This window comes from Bifidobacterium sp. ESL1118 (genome assembly GCF_058505595.1).
Window position 1 is genome coordinate 1,665,491 of the sequence record NZ_CP196371.1, and the last position, 17,282, is coordinate 1,682,772.

Here is a 17,282-nt window from a genome sequence, read left to right on the forward strand (position 1 = left end):
GGTATGTGGAAGGCGACGGAACGCTTCGCATCGAAAACGCCCAGTTCCTGATGAAACCGGCACATACCAGCTGACTGCCGTACGAGCCGGCAAATAGGTGACTTAAGCTACTATGGTCTATGGGTTTCGCATGAATTACGAAATGAAAATCCATGAAGGAGTAAGAATGGATCAAACGCAACAGAACGCATTGAAGAAGGCCGCGGGCATCGAAGCGGCGAAAATCGTGCAGGACGGCATGATCATGGGCCTGGGGACCGGTTCAACCGTGCGCTACCTGGTGGACGAGCTCGGACGCCGCACCCAGGAAGAGGGACTGAAGTTCACCGGCGTCACCACCTCCCGCCGCACCGCCGACCAGGCGCGTGGATATGGCATCAAGATCGTAGACATCGACGACGTGGACCACATCGACATCGACATCGACGGCTCCGACGAGGTGGACCGCAATTTCAACGGCATCAAGGGCGGCGGCGCAGCCCTGCTTTGGGAGAAGATCGTGGCGATCAACTCCGACAAGCGCGTCTGGATCGTGGACGAGTCCAAGATGGTCGACACCATCGGCAAGTTCCCGCTCCCCGTCGAGGTGATCCCCTACGGCGCAGGCCACGTCATCAAGAAGTTCGAAGGCAAGGGCTACAAGCCGGTGCTGCGTCTGCAGGAGAACGGCAAGCCGGTGCTCACCGACGAAAACGACTACGTGGTCGACCTGCATCTGGAGCGCATCGATCACCCGGAGGATTTGGCGGAGGACCTCATCAACACGGTCGGCGTGGTGGAGCACGGCCTGTTCCTCAATATGGTCGACACGGTGATTGTGGCCGATCAGAACGGCCCGCGCGTGATGAAGAACGCCAACAAGCAGTGAGCATGTGCTGCTGACGCTGGCCGCTAAGAGAATATCTATCTTGGCCAATCAGGAATAATACAATACAGGGTCTGCCTCAGTGAACTATGAATTCACCGAGGCAGACCCTGTTTGCTTGATTGATAGGCAGACCCAAACATCAATAATCCGAACACCACTGATTGATTCTGCTCAAACCACTTGGTTTCGGTTAATTACTGGTCTCATTGCATCTACACTTTCGTTCAGTGGGTACTTTTTCAGCAATTTTATAGAAGCCGAAATCCGAGAATAACGGTATTCCGCCATTTTTATTTCTATTTGTTTAGAATTTACAAGAAAAAGTACACACTGAATGAAATAACCAACTAGTTGAGCGCTTCGATGGCTTTACGCGCGGCATCATAGTCGGGTTCATTGCCGACTTCGGCCACTTGCTGCGTATAGGCCACGTTGCCATCGATGCCGATGACCACCACACAGCGCGAAAGCAACCCACGCATGGAGCCTGTGGTGATGGTCACGCCGTAATCTTCCCCAAACGAAGAACGGAAAGCCGAGCCCGTAACCACGCCATCAATGCCTTCTGCCCCGCAGAATCGCGCCGTGGCGAACGGCAAATCCTTGGAGACACACAGCACGGTGACATCGTCATATTCCTCAGCCACTTTGTTGAAGTTGCGCACCGACATGGAGCATGTATCCGTATCGACCGAGGGGAAGATGTTGAGCACCAGTTTCTTGCCGGCGAACCGTGAAGAGCTGAAATCGTTCAGATTCTTGTCAGTCAGTGTGAATGCCGGAGCCTTGGATCCAACCTGTGGAAGTGTACCTACTGTTTGCGTGGCCTCGCCACCGATGGTTATTTGAGTCATGGTTCCATTGTGACACACTCACGCGAAGGAAGGAACTTATGCTTGACGAATAAGCATGAGTGGGCATCCACATCACCACAATGAAAATGAGAATCTGTAGGAAATCGCTAAATGCGAAATCCACAGCAAAGAATCTGCAGAAGACTGCAACGTAACGGAACAAGCGCATTGAGGCAATCAAAAACAATTGGACTCATAGTGGATAGGTCCAAGAATCATTGGTTGCAACTCCAGGAACGTGCACAAGTCCATACATCTCATAAGCGTCTGGCCCTACAATAGATGTATGAGCACAGCACCGAGAATGGCCGCCGCCAAGCGAGATTGGGGGCATGACGAGACCGGATGCACGGTACTGCATATCGACATGGATGCCTTCTACGCCTCACTGGAGACCGCACGCCACCCTGAGCTCAAAGGCAAGCCTGTCATCATCGGATTCCTAGGGCCACGCAGCGTGGTCTCGGCAGCGAATTACGAGGCACGGAAATACGGCGTGAACTCCGCCATGCCGATGGCCCGCGCGCGCCAGCTGTGCCCGGGCGGGCAGTATGTGCCGGTGGATATGGCCTACTACCGTGAAATGAGTCACCGCATATTCACCGAAGTCTTCTCGCAGGTGACTGACCAGATTGAACAGGTCTCCGTGGACGAGGGTTATATGAATGTCTCGGGGGCACTGCTTCGCTGGGGATCCCCGAGTGTCATTGGAGCGTGGGTACGAGCCGAGGTGCAACGACGATTCCACATCACCTGCTCCGTGGGCATCGCGGCCAATAAACTTGTGGCGAAAATGGCCTCCACCAACGCCAAACCGGACGGTATGCTGCTCATTCCCAAATCGCAGCATGCCGCATTCGTGCAGATGATGCCACTGCGCGGTATTCCCGGCATCGGGCCATCGCTTGAATCCAAGCTGAAAGCCTGGGGCATCGGTTCCGTAGCAGACCTGGCCAAGACAAGCGAAGAGGCTCTGTTGCAGGCCACACACTCAAAAGTCACCGCGCACAACCTCTATTTGGCCTCGCACGGTGAGGATGAACGGCCCATTGTGACGCACGCCCCCGAGAAATCCATCGGAGCGGAAATCACCTTCGAGCGCGACACCAGAGACATGAATCAAGTCACGCAGCTGCTCCATCACTGTTGCAACGAGGTGAGCTCGGAGCTGCGCAAGAAAGGTCTGGTAGCCCGCACGGTGACAGTGAAACTGCGATTCGCTAATCTCGCCTATTCCACCAAGGCACACACCCTCGAACGGCCGATCGACACCACAGATGCCATGTACCCCCAGTCCGTGCAGCTACTTAAATCGATGCTCGGTCTACCCCACAGCGCAAACGAAAGCACTGCTCTGCCAAAGGAAATCAGACTCGCTGGAGTCAGCGCCAGCACGTTGAGCGGCAAAAATGATACTCCGGTGCAACTGACCATCGACGATCTTCTGGAGGAAGGCGGCACGAGCCCAGCCACTAGCGAGCATTCAACGGACACCACAAGCAGCAATAACGTCACTTCGGCTTCCGCCACAGATAGCAAGTCCGCAAATTCGCACCGGGCAGAGCATCTGCACAGGGCCGAGGTGGCACTGGATGCAGTACACGAACGATACGGCAAAGCGGTGGCCAGTTTGGGCGTGGAACAACGGCAATGGAAAAACCGCCCTGTCACTTCCAGCCCTCAAACCGGCGAATAGATCAACATAAGGATTATTTAGGGAGATTTCAGGTCACCACACCTTGGTTCACCTCGGTGTCCAAAAAAATGGCTGATTTCCAACATTTTGACAATCTTAGATTGCCTGTAGCCTCCGCAATCTCCCTCAATAAACGAAAACCATCAATTATTTGGCGGATTTGAACCTGCCGCAGGCCAAATCGATGGCTGCGTCGGTGGCTGTGGCGGAAAAACGCAGAAACTCCGGTGCTCCATAGAACTCGCCTGGACTTGGCACGATGCCCAGAGCCGCAAGAGACTCCATGTCTTTCCAGCAATCACCGGAAAGAGCCCTTACCCACACATACAGCGCCCCTTGGGGCATCTGCACGTCATAGCCGCACTCACCCAAGGCCTCCACCAGCTTGGACAGCCGACCACGGTATTTCTCACGTTGCTGCGCCACAGCCGCACCGTCGCCCAAAGCCGCCGCCATTGCAGCCTGCACCGGGCCTGGAATAATCTGTCCAATTTGCTTCCGGTAGTCCAACTGCTCGCGAACCAACGACGCATCCCCTGCAACAATCGCGGTGCGATAGCCGGCCATGTTGGATTGCTTGCTCAAGGAGTAAAGAGCCAAAACACCATCGGCGCTGCCTGCGCACACCTCCGGGGAGAGTATCGAGGGTGCAGCGGCCATATCGTTTTCTCCGCCACTTCCCCATGTCAATAGAGCGTAGCATTCATCGGAAAGCACCACGGCACCAATGGACCTGGCAGCCGCAACGATTCCGGCCATCTGCGGGGCTGAAAGCACCTCACCTGTGGGATTGCATGGAGAATTGACCCATACGGCCTTGACGCCGGGAACCGTGACCCACGATTTTACATCGGCAACGTCTTCCACCTTCAGCGCCCGAGCGCCGGCAATTTCAGTTCCAATCTCATACGTAGGGTAGGAAATGCGTGGCTGCACCACCAAGTCGCCAGAGCCTATATGCAGCAGCGAAGCCATCAACGCCACCGCTTCCTTGGATCCGACTGTGGGAACGATGTCGGCACCGATGCTCTTCAGATCCACATTCCGCACACTCTGGAACCACTCGGCGATGGCGCTTCGCAGCTGGTCACTGCCACGGGCCGCAGGGTAACCGTGCCCATTGCCATCATCGGCATGCATGGAGAGCGCCTGTTGCACAGATTGCGGAACATGGTCCACCGGGGAGCCAACCGACAAATCGACCATTCCTCCAGGCACTGTTCGTGCCGCATCCTTATACGAAGCGACCCGACCCCAATCATACGTGTGCGAAAACCGTTCAAATCCCATATCTCATCACTTTCACATGACTTGCGGCAGCCAACCGTACTATAAAGCTCACGCAAACCCTAAGGAACACACAGCATCAATGGCGGCCAAACAAACCACACAGCCCGGCCAAAGAGAAGGGCTCCCAACGCTTACAGTGACTGGTGATGCCGGCAGCTTGGATTTACGCCATTCGAATCGTCTGCCGCAACGTCCGGCAACACTGAGAGGCTATTCATCCTGATTCTGTGGAGGCAGCGCCGCCACCCTTGCAGGATCCTTGTCGGTGGGACCAGCCGCCTGAGCTCCGCCCAAATCGCCGATGTCGTTGAAGTATTCCACGGCAGCATCCTTGTACCAAGCCCATTCCTCCGGCACATCGTCCTCGTAGAAAATGGCCTCAGTGGGGCACACCGGTTCGCAGGCCCCGCAATCCACACACTCATTGGGATTGATGTAGAGGGAACGGCCTCCCTCATAGATGCAGTCCACAGGGCATTCGTCCACACATGCCTTGTCTTTCACATCGACACACGGCTGAGCAATCACATACGCCATTGAATTCTCCTTACCAACACATTAACTTTCTCCAAGGATACGCGATGTATCTGACTGCCATCAAGCGCTGCGACTGGCACAACATGAGGATTTGGACGGCGGAAGCATCACTTTCTGCCTGATGTTGCCGCTACCCGACCTCGGCACAGCCCACCAACTCCACCACTACAAAAGTGGAACCGACTCTCCATTGAATCGGCGCCACATCTTCTTCTCGTCACAATTCAATGAATTGCGGCATTATTCTCTTGACATCATTCGGTAATGTGACATGCATCACTTGCCATGGCTTCATAATACAACACAATCTTCTTTTTTAGACGCGTGTCTCCCACTTAACCGTTTTAGGTGAGACATTCCCTCTCAAATGGTTCCCGTGACGATTCCCGCAAGCCGAAAACCTCAAACCAAACCTGGCTAACGCCGGTCCATCGGCACGTAGTCACGCCGCCGCTGCCCGGTGTACACCTGACGGGGCCGGCCGATCTTGGTGGCCGGATCCTCCATCATCTCCCTGTATTGCGCAATCCAACCAGGGATGCGGCCGAGGGCAAACAGCGTGGTGAACATCGGCGGGTCAAACCCAATGGCGCGGTAGATGAGGCCAGTGTAGAAATCCACATTCGGATAGAGGTGGCGATCAAGGAAATAATCGTCATGTGTGGCGATGTCCTCCAGCTCCTCAGCCACATCGAACAGAGCCCTGTCGTTGGCGTTGAGCTTGAGGGTGGCATCCTGATTGCGCATCTCCACTAAGTACTTCTTTGCAATAGCGGCACGGGGATCATAGGACTTGTAGACCCTGTGGCCCAGACCATAGATCTTGGTGCCGTGACTCTTGGCGTCCTCAACGAACTGCTTCACCGACTTGCCCGAGTCTCGGATGGCCTTGAGCTGGGCCAGCACCGCCTCGTTGGCACCTCCATGCAAAGGCCCGGAAAGTGCGTTGATGCCTGCGGAAATGGCGGAATAGAGGTTGGCGTGGGCGCTGCCGGCAATGCGGACCACGGAAGTCGAGCAGTTTTGCTCGTGGTCGGCATGGATGATGAGCAGCCGCCCCAGCGCATGCACATAGAGCGGGTCCGATTCAAACGGTTCGTACGGCACCGCGAAGCACATACGCAGGAAATCATCCACATAGCCTCGGGCGAGATCAGGGTACAGCATCGGCTCATCGCGTCTGCGGCGGAAAATGTAGCTGACGATGGTGCGGGCCTTGGCCATGATGATGCGGCTGGCCTCCTCGAACTGATCGGAATCCTCCGGATCGACTGTTTCGGGGTAGAAGGCTGCGAGCGCATTGACGGCCGACGCGAGCACGCTCATCGGGCTGGCACTGCGTGGGAACGAAGCCATGAACGTGCGGAAATCCTCACCGACCATGGTGCGATGGTTGAGATCGGCGCAATACTGGTCATACTGCTCACGCGTAGGAAGCTCACCAAACCGCAGCAACCAAGCCACTTCGAGGAAATCCGATTGCTCGCACAATTGCTCGATGGGATAACCCCGGTAGAGCAAAATCGAGTGCCGCCCATCGATGTAGGTGATCTTGGACTCGCACTGGGCGGTGGTGAGGAAACCGGGGTCCAACGTGACCCACCCGTCATTGCGCAATTGGGAAACCTCTATGCCATTGGGACCCTCCGTCGATGCCACAACGGGCAGTTTGAGCGTCTCATCCTGATCCGCCACAAGCGTGACGGCGGCGTTTCCCTCGGTCTGAGTGGGCTCAAACGTAGCCATCAACTTACCGGTTCCGACGGATTCATTGGCTCTACTCTTCTGCACACTATCACTCATATGACCTCCTCCGTTGTGGACGTATCTTAGCCTTGTTGTTATTGCCAACCACTTGGTTGTTCAACCATTCGATTGCATGTGTTCCGTCGTTTTGGCCGCAAGGGTTACATACAGTACGAACCAGCCTGCACGATCGTTCACTTGGAATTTGGCGCTCAACACTTGGATTCCAACACCGAGTTCAAAATGCCACCAGTGGAAAGGTAGGAAATCTCGGCATCGGAGTCAAGACGCAGCAATACCGTAAACGTCATGTCGCCGCCATCGCCCCGCTTGGCGATCACGGTGACATTCTGACGCGGTTCAAGACGTTCGGGCAGGTTGATTGTAAACCGCTCGGTGCCATCCAATCCCAGTGTCTCGGCACTTTCACCCTCTTGGAACTGCAGCGGCAGCACGCCCATCATCGCCAGATTCGAACGGTGAATCCGTTCAAACGACTGCGCCATGACCGCACGGACTCCCAGCAGCTTCACACCTTTGGCAGCCCAGTCACGCGAGGAGCCCATGCCATAATCGCGGCCGGCAAGAATCACCAGCCCAGTCCCTTTCTCCTTGTATCGCTGACAGGCATCGAATATAGGCATTATCTCGCCGGTGGGCAGGTACTTGGTGTATCCGCCCTGTTTGCCGTCGGCGAGCGCATTGTGCAGCTGAAGATTGGCGAGGGTGCCACGCACCATGACGTGATGGTTACCCCGCCTAGATCCGTATGAATTGAAATCACGGGGCTTGACTCCATGCTCGGTGAGGTAGCGGCCAGCCGAAGACAGACTGGCAATGGAGCCCGCCGGAGAGATGTGATCGGTGGTGACGGAATCGCCCAACTTGGCCAGCACCGTCAGATCCTCGAACTTCGGCCGTCCGCTTTCCCCAGCTATCTGGCGGTCGAAATAGGGCGGATTCGAGATGTAGGTGGAATTTTGATCCCAGTCGAACGTCTCGCTATGGGCAGCATCCAACGAATCCCACTCCTTGCGGCCGTCATAGATGTTGGCATACGCCTTTTTATAGGTTTCCGTAGTGACGTAACGGCGCACCACGGCATCCACTTCGGCGGAATCCGGCCAGATGTCCTTCAGATAGACAGGCTCGCCATCATTGCCCACCCCGAGCGGCTCATGCTGCAGATCCGCACGCATGCTTCCGGCGATAGCATAGGCAACCACCAACAACGGCGAGGCAAGATAATTGCCTGTGATCAGAGGATGGATGCGGCTTTCGAAGTTGCGATTACCGCTCAACACCGCCGCAGTGCTGATCTCGGGGTGCCCGCGCAGCGCCGCCTCGATGGCCGGGTGCAGGGGGCCCGAGTTACCGATGCAGGTGGTGCACCCGTAAGCGATGACACCGAATCCGAGCTTGTTCAGGTAGGGCATGAGCCCGGCGGCCTCCATGTAGCCGGTCACAGCCTGCGAACCGGGCGCAAACGATGTCTTGACCTTGGGCGAAATGGTGAGGCCACGCTCCACCGCCGACTTGGCCAGCAAGCCTGCGGATACGAGTGCCGAGGGATTTGACGTGTTCGTGCAACTGGTGATGGCCGCGATGAGGACATCTCCGGTGCGAATGGTGGCGTTCGTACCGTCCAGGTCCACATCCACGCTGGCCTCCAACGTTTCGGATTTCTTCCCGAAACCCTGATTTCCAAGCAGAGCGGTCACTTCCCTGTCGAATTCATGGCTCATGCCCTGCAACGGAATGATGTCTTGTGGGCGCTTGGGACCGGAGAGGCTGGCGGAGACGCTTGAGAGATCAACGTCGACCACTTGGCTGTAGGCAATGGAATCGGCAGTTTGCGGGTCGTAGGCCAGCGAATTGGCGGTCATATACGCTTCCACGCGGGCAATCAGCTCATCGCTTCTCCCTGTGAGCCGCAGATAGTCCACCGTATGCGCATCGAAGGGCGAGTAGCCGCATGTGGAGCCGTATTCCGGGGCCATGTTGGCCAAAGTGGCACGATCGGCCACACTCAGGCGCTCCCAGCCTGGACCGAAGTATTCCACGAACTTGCCCACCACGTTCTCCTTACGGAGCAGATTCGTGATGGCAAGCGCCATATCCGTGGCCACGGCACCGCTGGGCAGCGCGCCGTCCAGACGCACGCCCACGACCTCGGGAATCGAGAAAATCGAGGGCGAGCCGAGCATACAGGCCTCGGCCTCCAAGCCGCCCACACCCCAGCCGAGCACGGAAAGGCCTCCAATCATGGTGGTGTGCGAGTCGGTGCCGAACACCGTGTCTGGGTACAGAAGCCCCGAAGCAGCGTCCTCCTGCACCACAGGTGAGATGTGCTCGATGTTGATCTGGTGAATGATGCCGGTATCCGGCGGAATTGCATGGAAATTGTCGAACGACTTCTGCGCCCATTTGAGCAGCTTATAGCGCTCGGCATTGCGTTCGTACTCGCGCTTGATGTTGAAGGCCATCGCACCAGGGCGCCCTGCCTCATCGACCTGCACTGAATGGTCCACCACCAGGTCTACAGGAATCTCAGGGTTGATTTTCTCCGGATCGGCGCCAAGGCTCTTGGCGGCATCACGCATGGAGGCCAAGTCGACCACACATGGCACACCGGTGTAATCCTGCAACAGAACACGGGCCGGATAAAACGCAATGGCCTGACCGGTTTGATTCCTCCAATCCAGCACCAGCCGCACGTTCGGCGAATCAAGGTCGCCACCGGCTTTGCGCACCACATTCTCCAGCAACACACGAATCGTATATGGCATGGTCTAAACGCTGGCCTCCGCACCTGCGGCGGCCTTGATATCCACGTAACGGTACTGCTTGTGACCACTTTGGACTGCAACGTTCAATGGCGCAAACACGCCCGACCCCGCTGCCACGGAACCACCACGCATATTCCCCGTATCTGAACTTGTCGAAGAACCATTGGGCTCATTCGCCTCAACATCTGGCGTATTCACTGCACCTCCAAACGCACCAACAGGTCATTGCCCACGAACCATTCCCGCACGCAACACCACCGCCGACGACTTCCTGTGTGAATCAGAGGTCATTATGGCTCAACATTGTTACGAACGCACGTTGCGTCTCATTTCAACATTGCGATTGCCACGATTCAGCCGAATGCCGTTCAGAGGGGACTTTTCTTCTGGATCCTGCCGAGCCCAAACCCACAATCGTTTGAAGTCCGCCCCAACTCTTGCCTCTTGCTCATTGAGGAACCGGAAAGTCCCCTTTGAACAAACCCCAATGTGGATGCACGAGATTCGATGGACATCACTCGATATGCAGGCCCACCAGCACTGGCTCGGGTGCAAGACGCACCCCAAACACCTTGAACACACCATCTTGAACGGTCTTTGCCAGGCAGGCCACATCGGCGGCGCTGGCATCGCCCCGGTTCGTCAGCGCCAAGGTGTGGGCAGTGGAAAGCGCTGCATGAGAGTAGGGGGTCTCCAAAGCAAAACCCTTGTGAAACCCGGCATGGTCGATGAGCCAGGCTGCTGAGGTCTTCACCCTTCCAGCAGATGCGCCGTACCGGGGAGCATCCTGTGGCAAACCGGCCGCCTCTTGCACAGTGAGGATGGGGTTCATGAAAAAGCTGCCACAACTATGACGGTTGGCTCGATCCGTCACCGCAACGCGTGGCAATGAACGTTGCGCGGCAAGAATATTGCCCTGTTCACGTGTTGCGACCATCCATTTGCCGTCGTACCGGTACGGATCTTCGAGCATGCCTTTGCGAGCGCGAACCGCAAGCACAGCCGCACGGACCGAATCGCTCGGCATCAGCGTTCCCACCTCGACACCCAGAGCCGCAGCAAGCTGGCCGGAATCAACTCGGCACCGGGCACTTTGCGGCAGACGGAACACCACGGAGAGCACGACATATCGGGGTGTAGGAAAGTATCGGCTTGCAGGCACTCCTGGAGCCTCATACATCGATGATTTGAGCAACGAGGTACGATACCCAAATTCAAGCTGTACATTGGACAGACTGACTTCAGCGGCCTTCTTACGATCCCACGTCCGCACCGACTCTACGCATTGGGCCACCTCTTGGCCATACGCACCGATATTTTGCACCACTGAGGCACCCACCGTACCCGGTACACCTGAAAGCCCCTGAACCTGCGCCAAACCACGTTCAGTGCAGTATGCCACAAAATCGTCCCAATTCGTACCCGCAGTTGCTTCGACACGGACCATCGAAGCCGTTGCATCGGTTGTATTGTTTCCGTCGACCCTGACACCGTTTGGCTGCATGGGCGAAGTCTGCGGGACCGCCACCGGGCTCCTGTCGCCGAGCTGGGCGTCTTCGCCTCTACTGGCAACGTCTATGACCGTGATGTTTCGCCGTGCATCGCGTATCACCGTGCCGTCAAAATTCCCATCGCCAACGAGCAGGTTTGAGCCGCCACCTATGACGCAAAGCGGCAATCCCTGTTCGTCGACGCGACGCACCGCAGTCACAAAATCCTCGGTTGTCTGCGGTTGTACGAACTCCCGGATTGGCCCACCCACACCGATGGTCGTAATATCACTGAATCGTGGATTTTCGCTTACTGCATTCGTCATAGAATCCATGCTTCTGACTCCGCGCCGCTACAAGGCGCACTTAAACACACCATACAATAAAAGGGAACCCAGCCAAAGCCAAGCTCCCTTAAATACACATAGAATCGTTCAACCGCGTTCAGCGGGTCTCGCGATGTACGGTTTCCTTACGGCAACGTGGGCAGAATTTCTTGAGTTCAAGACGATCTGGCGTGTTACGACGATTCTTCGTCGTGATGTAGTTGCGCTCCTTGCACACTGTGCATGCGAGCGTGATACCTGGACGGACTGCTGCACTCTTGCTTGCCATACGTTCACCTCTACTTGTCGTTTGTCACCGGCTGGCACCGGTGTACTTGTAGCGAGAAAGAGACTCGAACTCTTGACCTCACGATTATGAGTCGTGCGCTCTAGCCAGCTGAGCTATCCCGCCAGAGAGCCTCGAGTGAGAATCGGACTCACGACCTCTTCCTTACCAAGGAAGTGCTCTACCACTGAGCTATCGAGGCGTGGCGGATAGTGGATTCGAACCACTGAAGCTATAAGCGGCTGATTTACAGTCAGCTCCCTTTGACCGCTTGGGAAATCCGCCATTGCCGACACTCAGCTCAATAAAGCCTCATGCAGACAACTTGATTATCATGCCACGAACGCACGACAGGCGCAAGCGAATTGCGCCACGGGGGTGTCGCCCGCATCGTTGTTCACATCGCGCACCAGCCTATTGCCTATGCCAAAGCATCGGCCTTGAGCTGGCGGCACACCTCAATGACGCCGTCGTTGGCTTCCTTCTCCCCGACGGAAATACGAATACCCTCCCCGCTGAATACGCGAACGGAGAGGCCTGCCTTCACAAAACGGGTGGCGGCCTCATCGGTGTGTCTGCCAAGCGGCAGCCAGAAATAATTCGCATATGGCTCGGGAAAATCCCATCCTTGCTCGCGCAAAGCCGATACAATACGCCGGCGCTCGGCCTTGATCGCATCGACACGCTCCATGAGTTCAGGCTTCGCATCGAGCGAAGCCAGCGCCGCCACCTGAGCCGTTTGGGTGACGCCGAACGGCAGGGCCACCTTACGCATGCCCTCCACCACGTCCGCAGGGGCGATGGCATACCCGATGCGTAAACCGGCCAAACCATATGCCTTGGAGAAGGTATGGGCCACGACGATATTGGGATACTTGTTGTAGAGCGTCATGGCCACATTGGTCTGCGGATCGTCGTTGAACTGATAGTAGGCCTCGTCAAAGAGCACCAATACGTCGCTCGGCACCGCCTCCATGACACGCCGGGCCTCGTCGTCGCTCATGGATGTGGATGTGGGGTTGTTGGGGTTGTTGAGAATGACCAACCGCGTATGGCTGTTGATTGCGGCTATTATGGCATCAATGTCGTGCCCGCCGTCGGGTCGGTTGGGAATCTGCACGCTTGTGGCGCCTGCGCCGGCAACGATGATCGGATATGCCTCGAAACTGCGCCAAGGATAAACAACCTCGTCACCGGGCCCGGCTACCAGATTGACCAGCTGCGTGATGACTTCCGTGGAACCGCAGCCCAACACCACATTCTCAGGTTTGACGCCATATTCGGCATAATCGTCTGCGATGCGCTCCACCACATCCCATCCGCGCATGTCCGGGTAGCGGTTCATCTCCACCAATGCCTGCTCATCAATGGCTTTCTGCACAGACGGCAGCGGCGGGAACGGGTTCTCATTGCTGGAGATTTTGAACGAACGGACACCTTGGACCTGAGGAGCGGGCTTGCCCTGGGCATAAGGAGGGATGGTGTCAATAATCGGACGATGCTTATATGTCATACTTCATAAGTATAGGCAATATCATCAATCAATGGCGACACTGTTTCGAGTATGGACACATCAGAGAGAGCCATCCACCAATCGCCAACGGACGAACCGTATGAGATGGTGGTTCATACAAATATCCGCTGATACACTTCCAGCGGACGTTTCGTACGACAATGCCACATCCGTCGTATGTTCCATCCACTGGCTGTGTCCCGGCGAACGTTTCATACGACCGGCTGTGTCCCGACCAACGTTTCATACAACACCACGCCATCGGTCGTGCACTTCGCCCTCCAACCACGTGTCAGCGAACGTTCCGTACGACAATCACCTGATCTGCGGAGCTATGACAGAAGCCCTGTGTCCTGGAGACTCAAGGCCGTTTGGCCAAGCCTACGCCAGAACACAGGGCATCTGTGCATAACTCCTCTATAGAACGGAGCGCGATACTAGCGAATCATCAGTTCAAAATCGCCAGCACATCGCGGGCACCTACGATGAGGTAGTCCTCACCCTGGTAGTGCACCTCAGTGCCGCCATACTTGGAATAGAGCACCTTGTCTCCCACCTTGACATCCATGGGAATACGGTTGCCGTTGTCGTCACGACGGCCCGGACCGACGGCCAGAATCTCGCCCTGCTGCGGCTTTTCCTTGGCATTGTCGGGAATGTAGAGACCTGACGCGGTCTGAGTCTCGGCCTCTGCCTGCTTGACAATGATCTTGTCTTCTAGCGGTGTAAGTGAAATTGACACTGTGAAACCTCCTTGAGTTCTTCGCAATCAACATGGCTTCAGGACACCGCTTTCAGGGCTGACGACACTTTAAGCACCGTCCCGTTGCGTTTCGTCTCTATCCTAGCGCGAAAATTAGCACTCTGCCAACTCGAGTGCTAACGCTGTGAGTGAACACCGCTATTGTGCCGCTCTCAAAAGGCCTGTCTTTGCAACAATTGCAAAGCCGAATACTATCACAGCACAATGCTCGAGCATGGACCTCGAAATCGGTTCATGCACTGCGGCGTACGAGAATCGATTCCAGCCCCTCGCCCAGAGAATCGGACGATGCGTCCGGCACGTCTACACGCGCCGAGCCCTCAGCCTTATGGAACGCCTCGGCATCACTAAACGTGGGCGCATCAGTCTGTTTGCGATTGAAGGACGCACGACGATGCATGCGCACAGAACGACGGTTAAACAGCGATGGTTCCGATCCCTTGGCCTTTACCCCAGGTTCAGCGGTTACTGCGTGCTTTGTAGGTTGATTGGCGTCACTACTGGTGCTGTGCGCACCGGAAACGGCAGAAGCGAGCGAGGATTTCACCTTCACGGCATTGTCAGCCGAATCATTGTTTGCCGACTTTACCTTGGCGTCGACACTGTTGGCCTTGGGCCGGGCCTTGGAGACCTGACGGGTAGATTTGATCTCCCGGCTCTGTGGTTCGGGCACTGAGGTCTCTCGCTTGGAATCATCGGCTGCACCAAGTGAGAACGAAATGAGGTCCTGCCTGCCCACCTGTTGATCAGACGGCACGGCATCCTCTGGTGGCAACACAGTGCCCGTTGACTGTTCGGCCGACGACGTTCCCGCATTTTTGGCCTTAGCCTTCCGTTCCGGCGGATTGGGCGATTCCGAAGATTCGCTGAGATTCTGAGCCGTCGCGTTCTGTACAGCCTTTGCATTGCCTTGCTTGCCACGCTCGTTATGCGACTGTTCGTCCAAGACATGCTGAATTTCGGATGCGTCAATAACGCTGGTCTCAACTTCGTTGGATTTGGCCGTATAGGCATCGCCCTGAATCTTGGCGCCACCATTGGCAACTGCTTTTCGATTCGGCCCTTCGCCAACCTTGGCCTTCGTGGCTGAATGCTGAACGGCTCGATCGGCCTTCTGACGCTCCTCAGATGCACGAACCGCAGTATGGTGAAGTGATTTTCTACGCAGACAAAGCTTTGCTTCCCATTCACGGGCCTGGCGTGAGGCGCGAGCGCCCAGCACCAACACCACAACAAGCAGCGCAACAGGCATAAGAACGAATAAGAAACTGAAATGAAGAGGAACCGAAGCAACGGCAACCACAACACTAAGAGCCAGCAGCCCAACAGCCAGTGCACGCCGACGTTGTATGGCCTCGCGTCGTGCACGACGAACCTTTGCCACACGTTCCGGGGAAATCGCAGACCCCTTGGTTTGCGTGCTTTGCATGACCATCCCTCCCCGTGCCAATCTATGTTCATCGGAGAAACGCGTCCCACTTTCTGCATCCACCAAATGCAGCGAGTTGGAATATTTATCCTCCCTGTGCTCCGCCACTCTGTCCATGCCATGCAGCGCATGCCGTGGTAGTAGCACGGCCACAAGAATCACGAACACCACAAGCAGAATCAAACTACTGGCCCATTCGTAACCCATATTAGTTAAGGATAGAAAGACTTCCTGACTTTTCGCTGAGACCAAGCCTTGCGTGTCGCACAATCTTCACCTGCCGTATGCATGCCAAATATACCCACTTCTAGTGAGGCTCAAACGACACTGAATTGAATTTATACTGTATGAATTGTTGCTCTATACTTGTCTTCCGGTATTGCACAAGGGTATCGTATTGCTTGGTTCCCACTCGAATGCGGAGCTCGTGCCAGGCTGACGCCATGGCATGCACCGCAAATCAGACTACCAACGAAAGATAACGACCCGCTGGCCGTCTTGGAGGGAGCTCCGATATATATATTTATATATATATATAAATATATATATAAATGATACCGTCCCCGCGCACTCTTGGAACCAAGACGGCCGCAAAGACCAAAACAGCAGAAGGAGACCCTTACGCTACACATCGATAAAAAAGAACTGAGGCGTTCGGCGCTTGCACAGCGAAGAATGAAAACCAGTCAAAGCCTCTATGAACGTTCAGGTCAGGCTATTGCCACATATGCGCTTGGCCTCGTCGACACAGTGGGTCTAAGCCCTGGGAGCACCATAGCGGCCTACGTGTCCATGGGCACCGAAATTCCTACGGAACCGCTCCTGGAGCAGTTCCGTGGCCATGGGCTTCGCATCATTGTTCCCAAGCTGGGCAGCGATGGTGCGTTGGACATTGACTGGGGCGAGTACAACGGAAAGCACCTTCTGCATGACATGCTCTCCGTTTCCGCTTCAGGCAGGCGCCCTCGAGAGCCGGACGGACCCGACTTAGGGGCATCCGCACTGCACGACGCCGCTGTGATTTTGGTGCCTGCCCTTGGCGTTTCGTCTGACGGGACTCGCCTCGGCAGGGGTGCCGGATGGTACGACAGAGCACTGCTGAGTGCCAAGAACGACACACCTGTATTCGCCATCTGCTGGTCTTGGGAGTTGCACGCACAATTGCCCCGCGACGAGCACGACATGCCTGTGGACGCAACCATCACCGAACGAGGCGTGAAATGGATAGCCTCAAACCATGAGTCCCATTAGACCTGGTTGGACCGATGAGGCAACAACGCAAACCATAACGAAGCAGACCAGAACCTACCACACTTTACCGGCAATGAACACGGTCTAGGATGGTACTAGGATTGAACCAGTTGATCGAGGTGTTTCGCGGCGTACACTGCCGTGAACATCAGGAACCCCTGGAGGAAATGTTGCCTACATACCATTATCAGTGCAAGAATTGCGGATACGATTTCACGCAATGGCAGGACTTTAGTGACGCTCCGATCACGATATGCCCGAAGTGCAACAAGCCGCAGGTGCACAAAATCTATTCCGCTGTGCCAATCGAATTCAAGGGGCACGGGTTCTACCGGACGGACAGCAACAATTCAGCTTCGTCATCCTCGAAATAACACGTTCGAGTCCTTGCAGATGCAAGGGCATGCAGTCGCTCATGGATTGCAGGGTAACGGAATGTCGTGT

General features: G+C 55.9%; 15 protein-coding genes and 3 tRNA genes. 4 read left to right on the forward strand and 14 right to left on the reverse strand.

The window, feature by feature from the left end:
- Positions 1 to 166: 166 nt before the first annotated feature.
- Positions 167 to 868, forward strand: a complete 702-nt coding sequence (gene rpiA / locus ACSYSS_RS06750) for a ribose-5-phosphate isomerase RpiA (protein WP_491703264.1) — start codon at positions 167 to 169, stop codon at positions 866 to 868.
- 347 nt (positions 869 to 1,215) lie between these two features.
- On the opposite strand, the gene tpx is transcribed toward rpiA, so the two are convergent.
- Positions 1,216 to 1,722, reverse strand: coding sequence for a thiol peroxidase (gene tpx / locus ACSYSS_RS06755; RefSeq protein WP_491703265.1), 507 nt, complete (start codon positions 1,720 to 1,722; stop codon positions 1,216 to 1,218).
- Between the two features lie 286 nt (positions 1,723 to 2,008).
- Here tpx and dinB point away from each other — a divergent pair, with 286 nt between their 5' ends.
- Positions 2,009 to 3,418: a DNA polymerase IV gene (gene dinB / locus ACSYSS_RS06760; protein WP_491703266.1), complete on the forward strand. Its 1,410-nt coding sequence runs from the start codon at positions 2,009 to 2,011 to the stop codon at positions 3,416 to 3,418.
- 147 nt (positions 3,419 to 3,565) lie between these two features.
- Here the strand turns inward: dinB and dapC are convergent, their stop codons facing one another.
- The 13 genes from dapC to ACSYSS_RS06825 form a co-directional block, all read right to left on the reverse strand.
- Complete coding sequence (gene dapC / locus ACSYSS_RS06765) at positions 3,566 to 4,708, reverse strand: succinyldiaminopimelate transaminase (RefSeq protein ID WP_491703267.1); 1,143 nt, start codon at positions 4,706 to 4,708, stop codon at positions 3,566 to 3,568.
- Between the two features lie 210 nt (positions 4,709 to 4,918).
- A complete protein-coding gene (gene fdxA / locus ACSYSS_RS06770) occupies positions 4,919 to 5,245 on the reverse strand; it encodes a ferredoxin (protein ID WP_491703268.1) in 327 nt (108 codons plus the stop codon).
- 417 nt (positions 5,246 to 5,662) lie between these two features.
- Entirely contained in the window at positions 5,663 to 6,991 is a 1,329-nt protein-coding gene (locus ACSYSS_RS06775) for a citrate synthase (protein WP_491704267.1), read from the reverse strand.
- 212 nt (positions 6,992 to 7,203) lie between these two features.
- The gene (gene acnA, locus ACSYSS_RS06780) at positions 7,204 to 9,780 is read right to left on the reverse strand and encodes an aconitate hydratase AcnA (RefSeq protein WP_491703269.1); all 2,577 of its coding nucleotides are present in this window, start codon (positions 9,778 to 9,780) and stop codon (positions 7,204 to 7,206) included.
- A 3-nt stretch (positions 9,781 to 9,783) separates the two neighbouring features.
- A complete protein-coding gene (locus tag ACSYSS_RS06785) occupies positions 9,784 to 9,978 on the reverse strand; it encodes a hypothetical protein (RefSeq protein WP_491703270.1) in 195 nt (64 codons plus the stop codon).
- A gap of 316 nt (positions 9,979 to 10,294) precedes the next feature.
- Positions 10,295 to 11,596, reverse strand: a complete 1,302-nt coding sequence (locus ACSYSS_RS06790) for an FAD-binding protein (protein WP_491703271.1) — start codon at positions 11,594 to 11,596, stop codon at positions 10,295 to 10,297.
- A gap of 118 nt (positions 11,597 to 11,714) precedes the next feature.
- The gene (gene rpmG / locus ACSYSS_RS06795; RefSeq protein ID WP_491703272.1) at positions 11,715 to 11,885 is read right to left on the reverse strand and encodes a 50S ribosomal protein L33; all 171 of its coding nucleotides are present in this window, start codon (positions 11,883 to 11,885) and stop codon (positions 11,715 to 11,717) included.
- A gap of 49 nt (positions 11,886 to 11,934) precedes the next feature.
- Positions 11,935 to 12,008, reverse strand: a tRNA-Met gene (locus tag ACSYSS_RS06800).
- A gap of 4 nt (positions 12,009 to 12,012) precedes the next feature.
- Positions 12,013 to 12,084 (reverse strand) — tRNA-Thr (locus ACSYSS_RS06805).
- 1 nt (position 12,085) lies between these two features.
- Positions 12,086 to 12,167 (reverse strand) — tRNA-Tyr (locus tag ACSYSS_RS06810).
- Positions 12,168 to 12,303: 136 nt separating this feature from the next.
- On the reverse strand, positions 12,304 to 13,395 hold the full coding sequence (locus ACSYSS_RS06815) for a histidinol-phosphate transaminase (RefSeq protein ID WP_491703273.1): 1,092 nt from the start codon (positions 13,393 to 13,395) through the stop codon (positions 12,304 to 12,306).
- Positions 13,396 to 13,843: 448 nt separating this feature from the next.
- Positions 13,844 to 14,137 carry a co-chaperone GroES gene (gene groES, locus ACSYSS_RS06820; protein ID WP_491703274.1) on the reverse strand — a complete coding sequence of 98 codons (294 nt, stop codon included), beginning with the start codon at positions 14,135 to 14,137 and terminating at the stop codon, positions 13,844 to 13,846.
- A gap of 253 nt (positions 14,138 to 14,390) precedes the next feature.
- Positions 14,391 to 15,794: a hypothetical protein gene (locus tag ACSYSS_RS06825; RefSeq protein ID WP_491703275.1), complete on the reverse strand. Its 1,404-nt coding sequence runs from the start codon at positions 15,792 to 15,794 to the stop codon at positions 14,391 to 14,393.
- 468 nt (positions 15,795 to 16,262) lie between these two features.
- Between ACSYSS_RS06825 and ACSYSS_RS06830 the strand changes: the two genes are divergently transcribed.
- Together ACSYSS_RS06830 and ACSYSS_RS06835 are read left to right on the forward strand one after the other, a co-directional pair.
- Positions 16,263 to 16,838, forward strand: a complete 576-nt coding sequence (locus ACSYSS_RS06830) for a 5-formyltetrahydrofolate cyclo-ligase (RefSeq protein WP_491703276.1) — start codon at positions 16,263 to 16,265, stop codon at positions 16,836 to 16,838.
- 170 nt (positions 16,839 to 17,008) lie between these two features.
- Positions 17,009 to 17,212 (forward strand): FmdB family zinc ribbon protein, encoded by a 204-nt coding sequence (locus ACSYSS_RS06835; RefSeq protein WP_491704268.1) that lies wholly within the window; start codon positions 17,009 to 17,011, stop codon positions 17,210 to 17,212.
- Positions 17,213 to 17,282 lie beyond the last annotated feature (70 nt).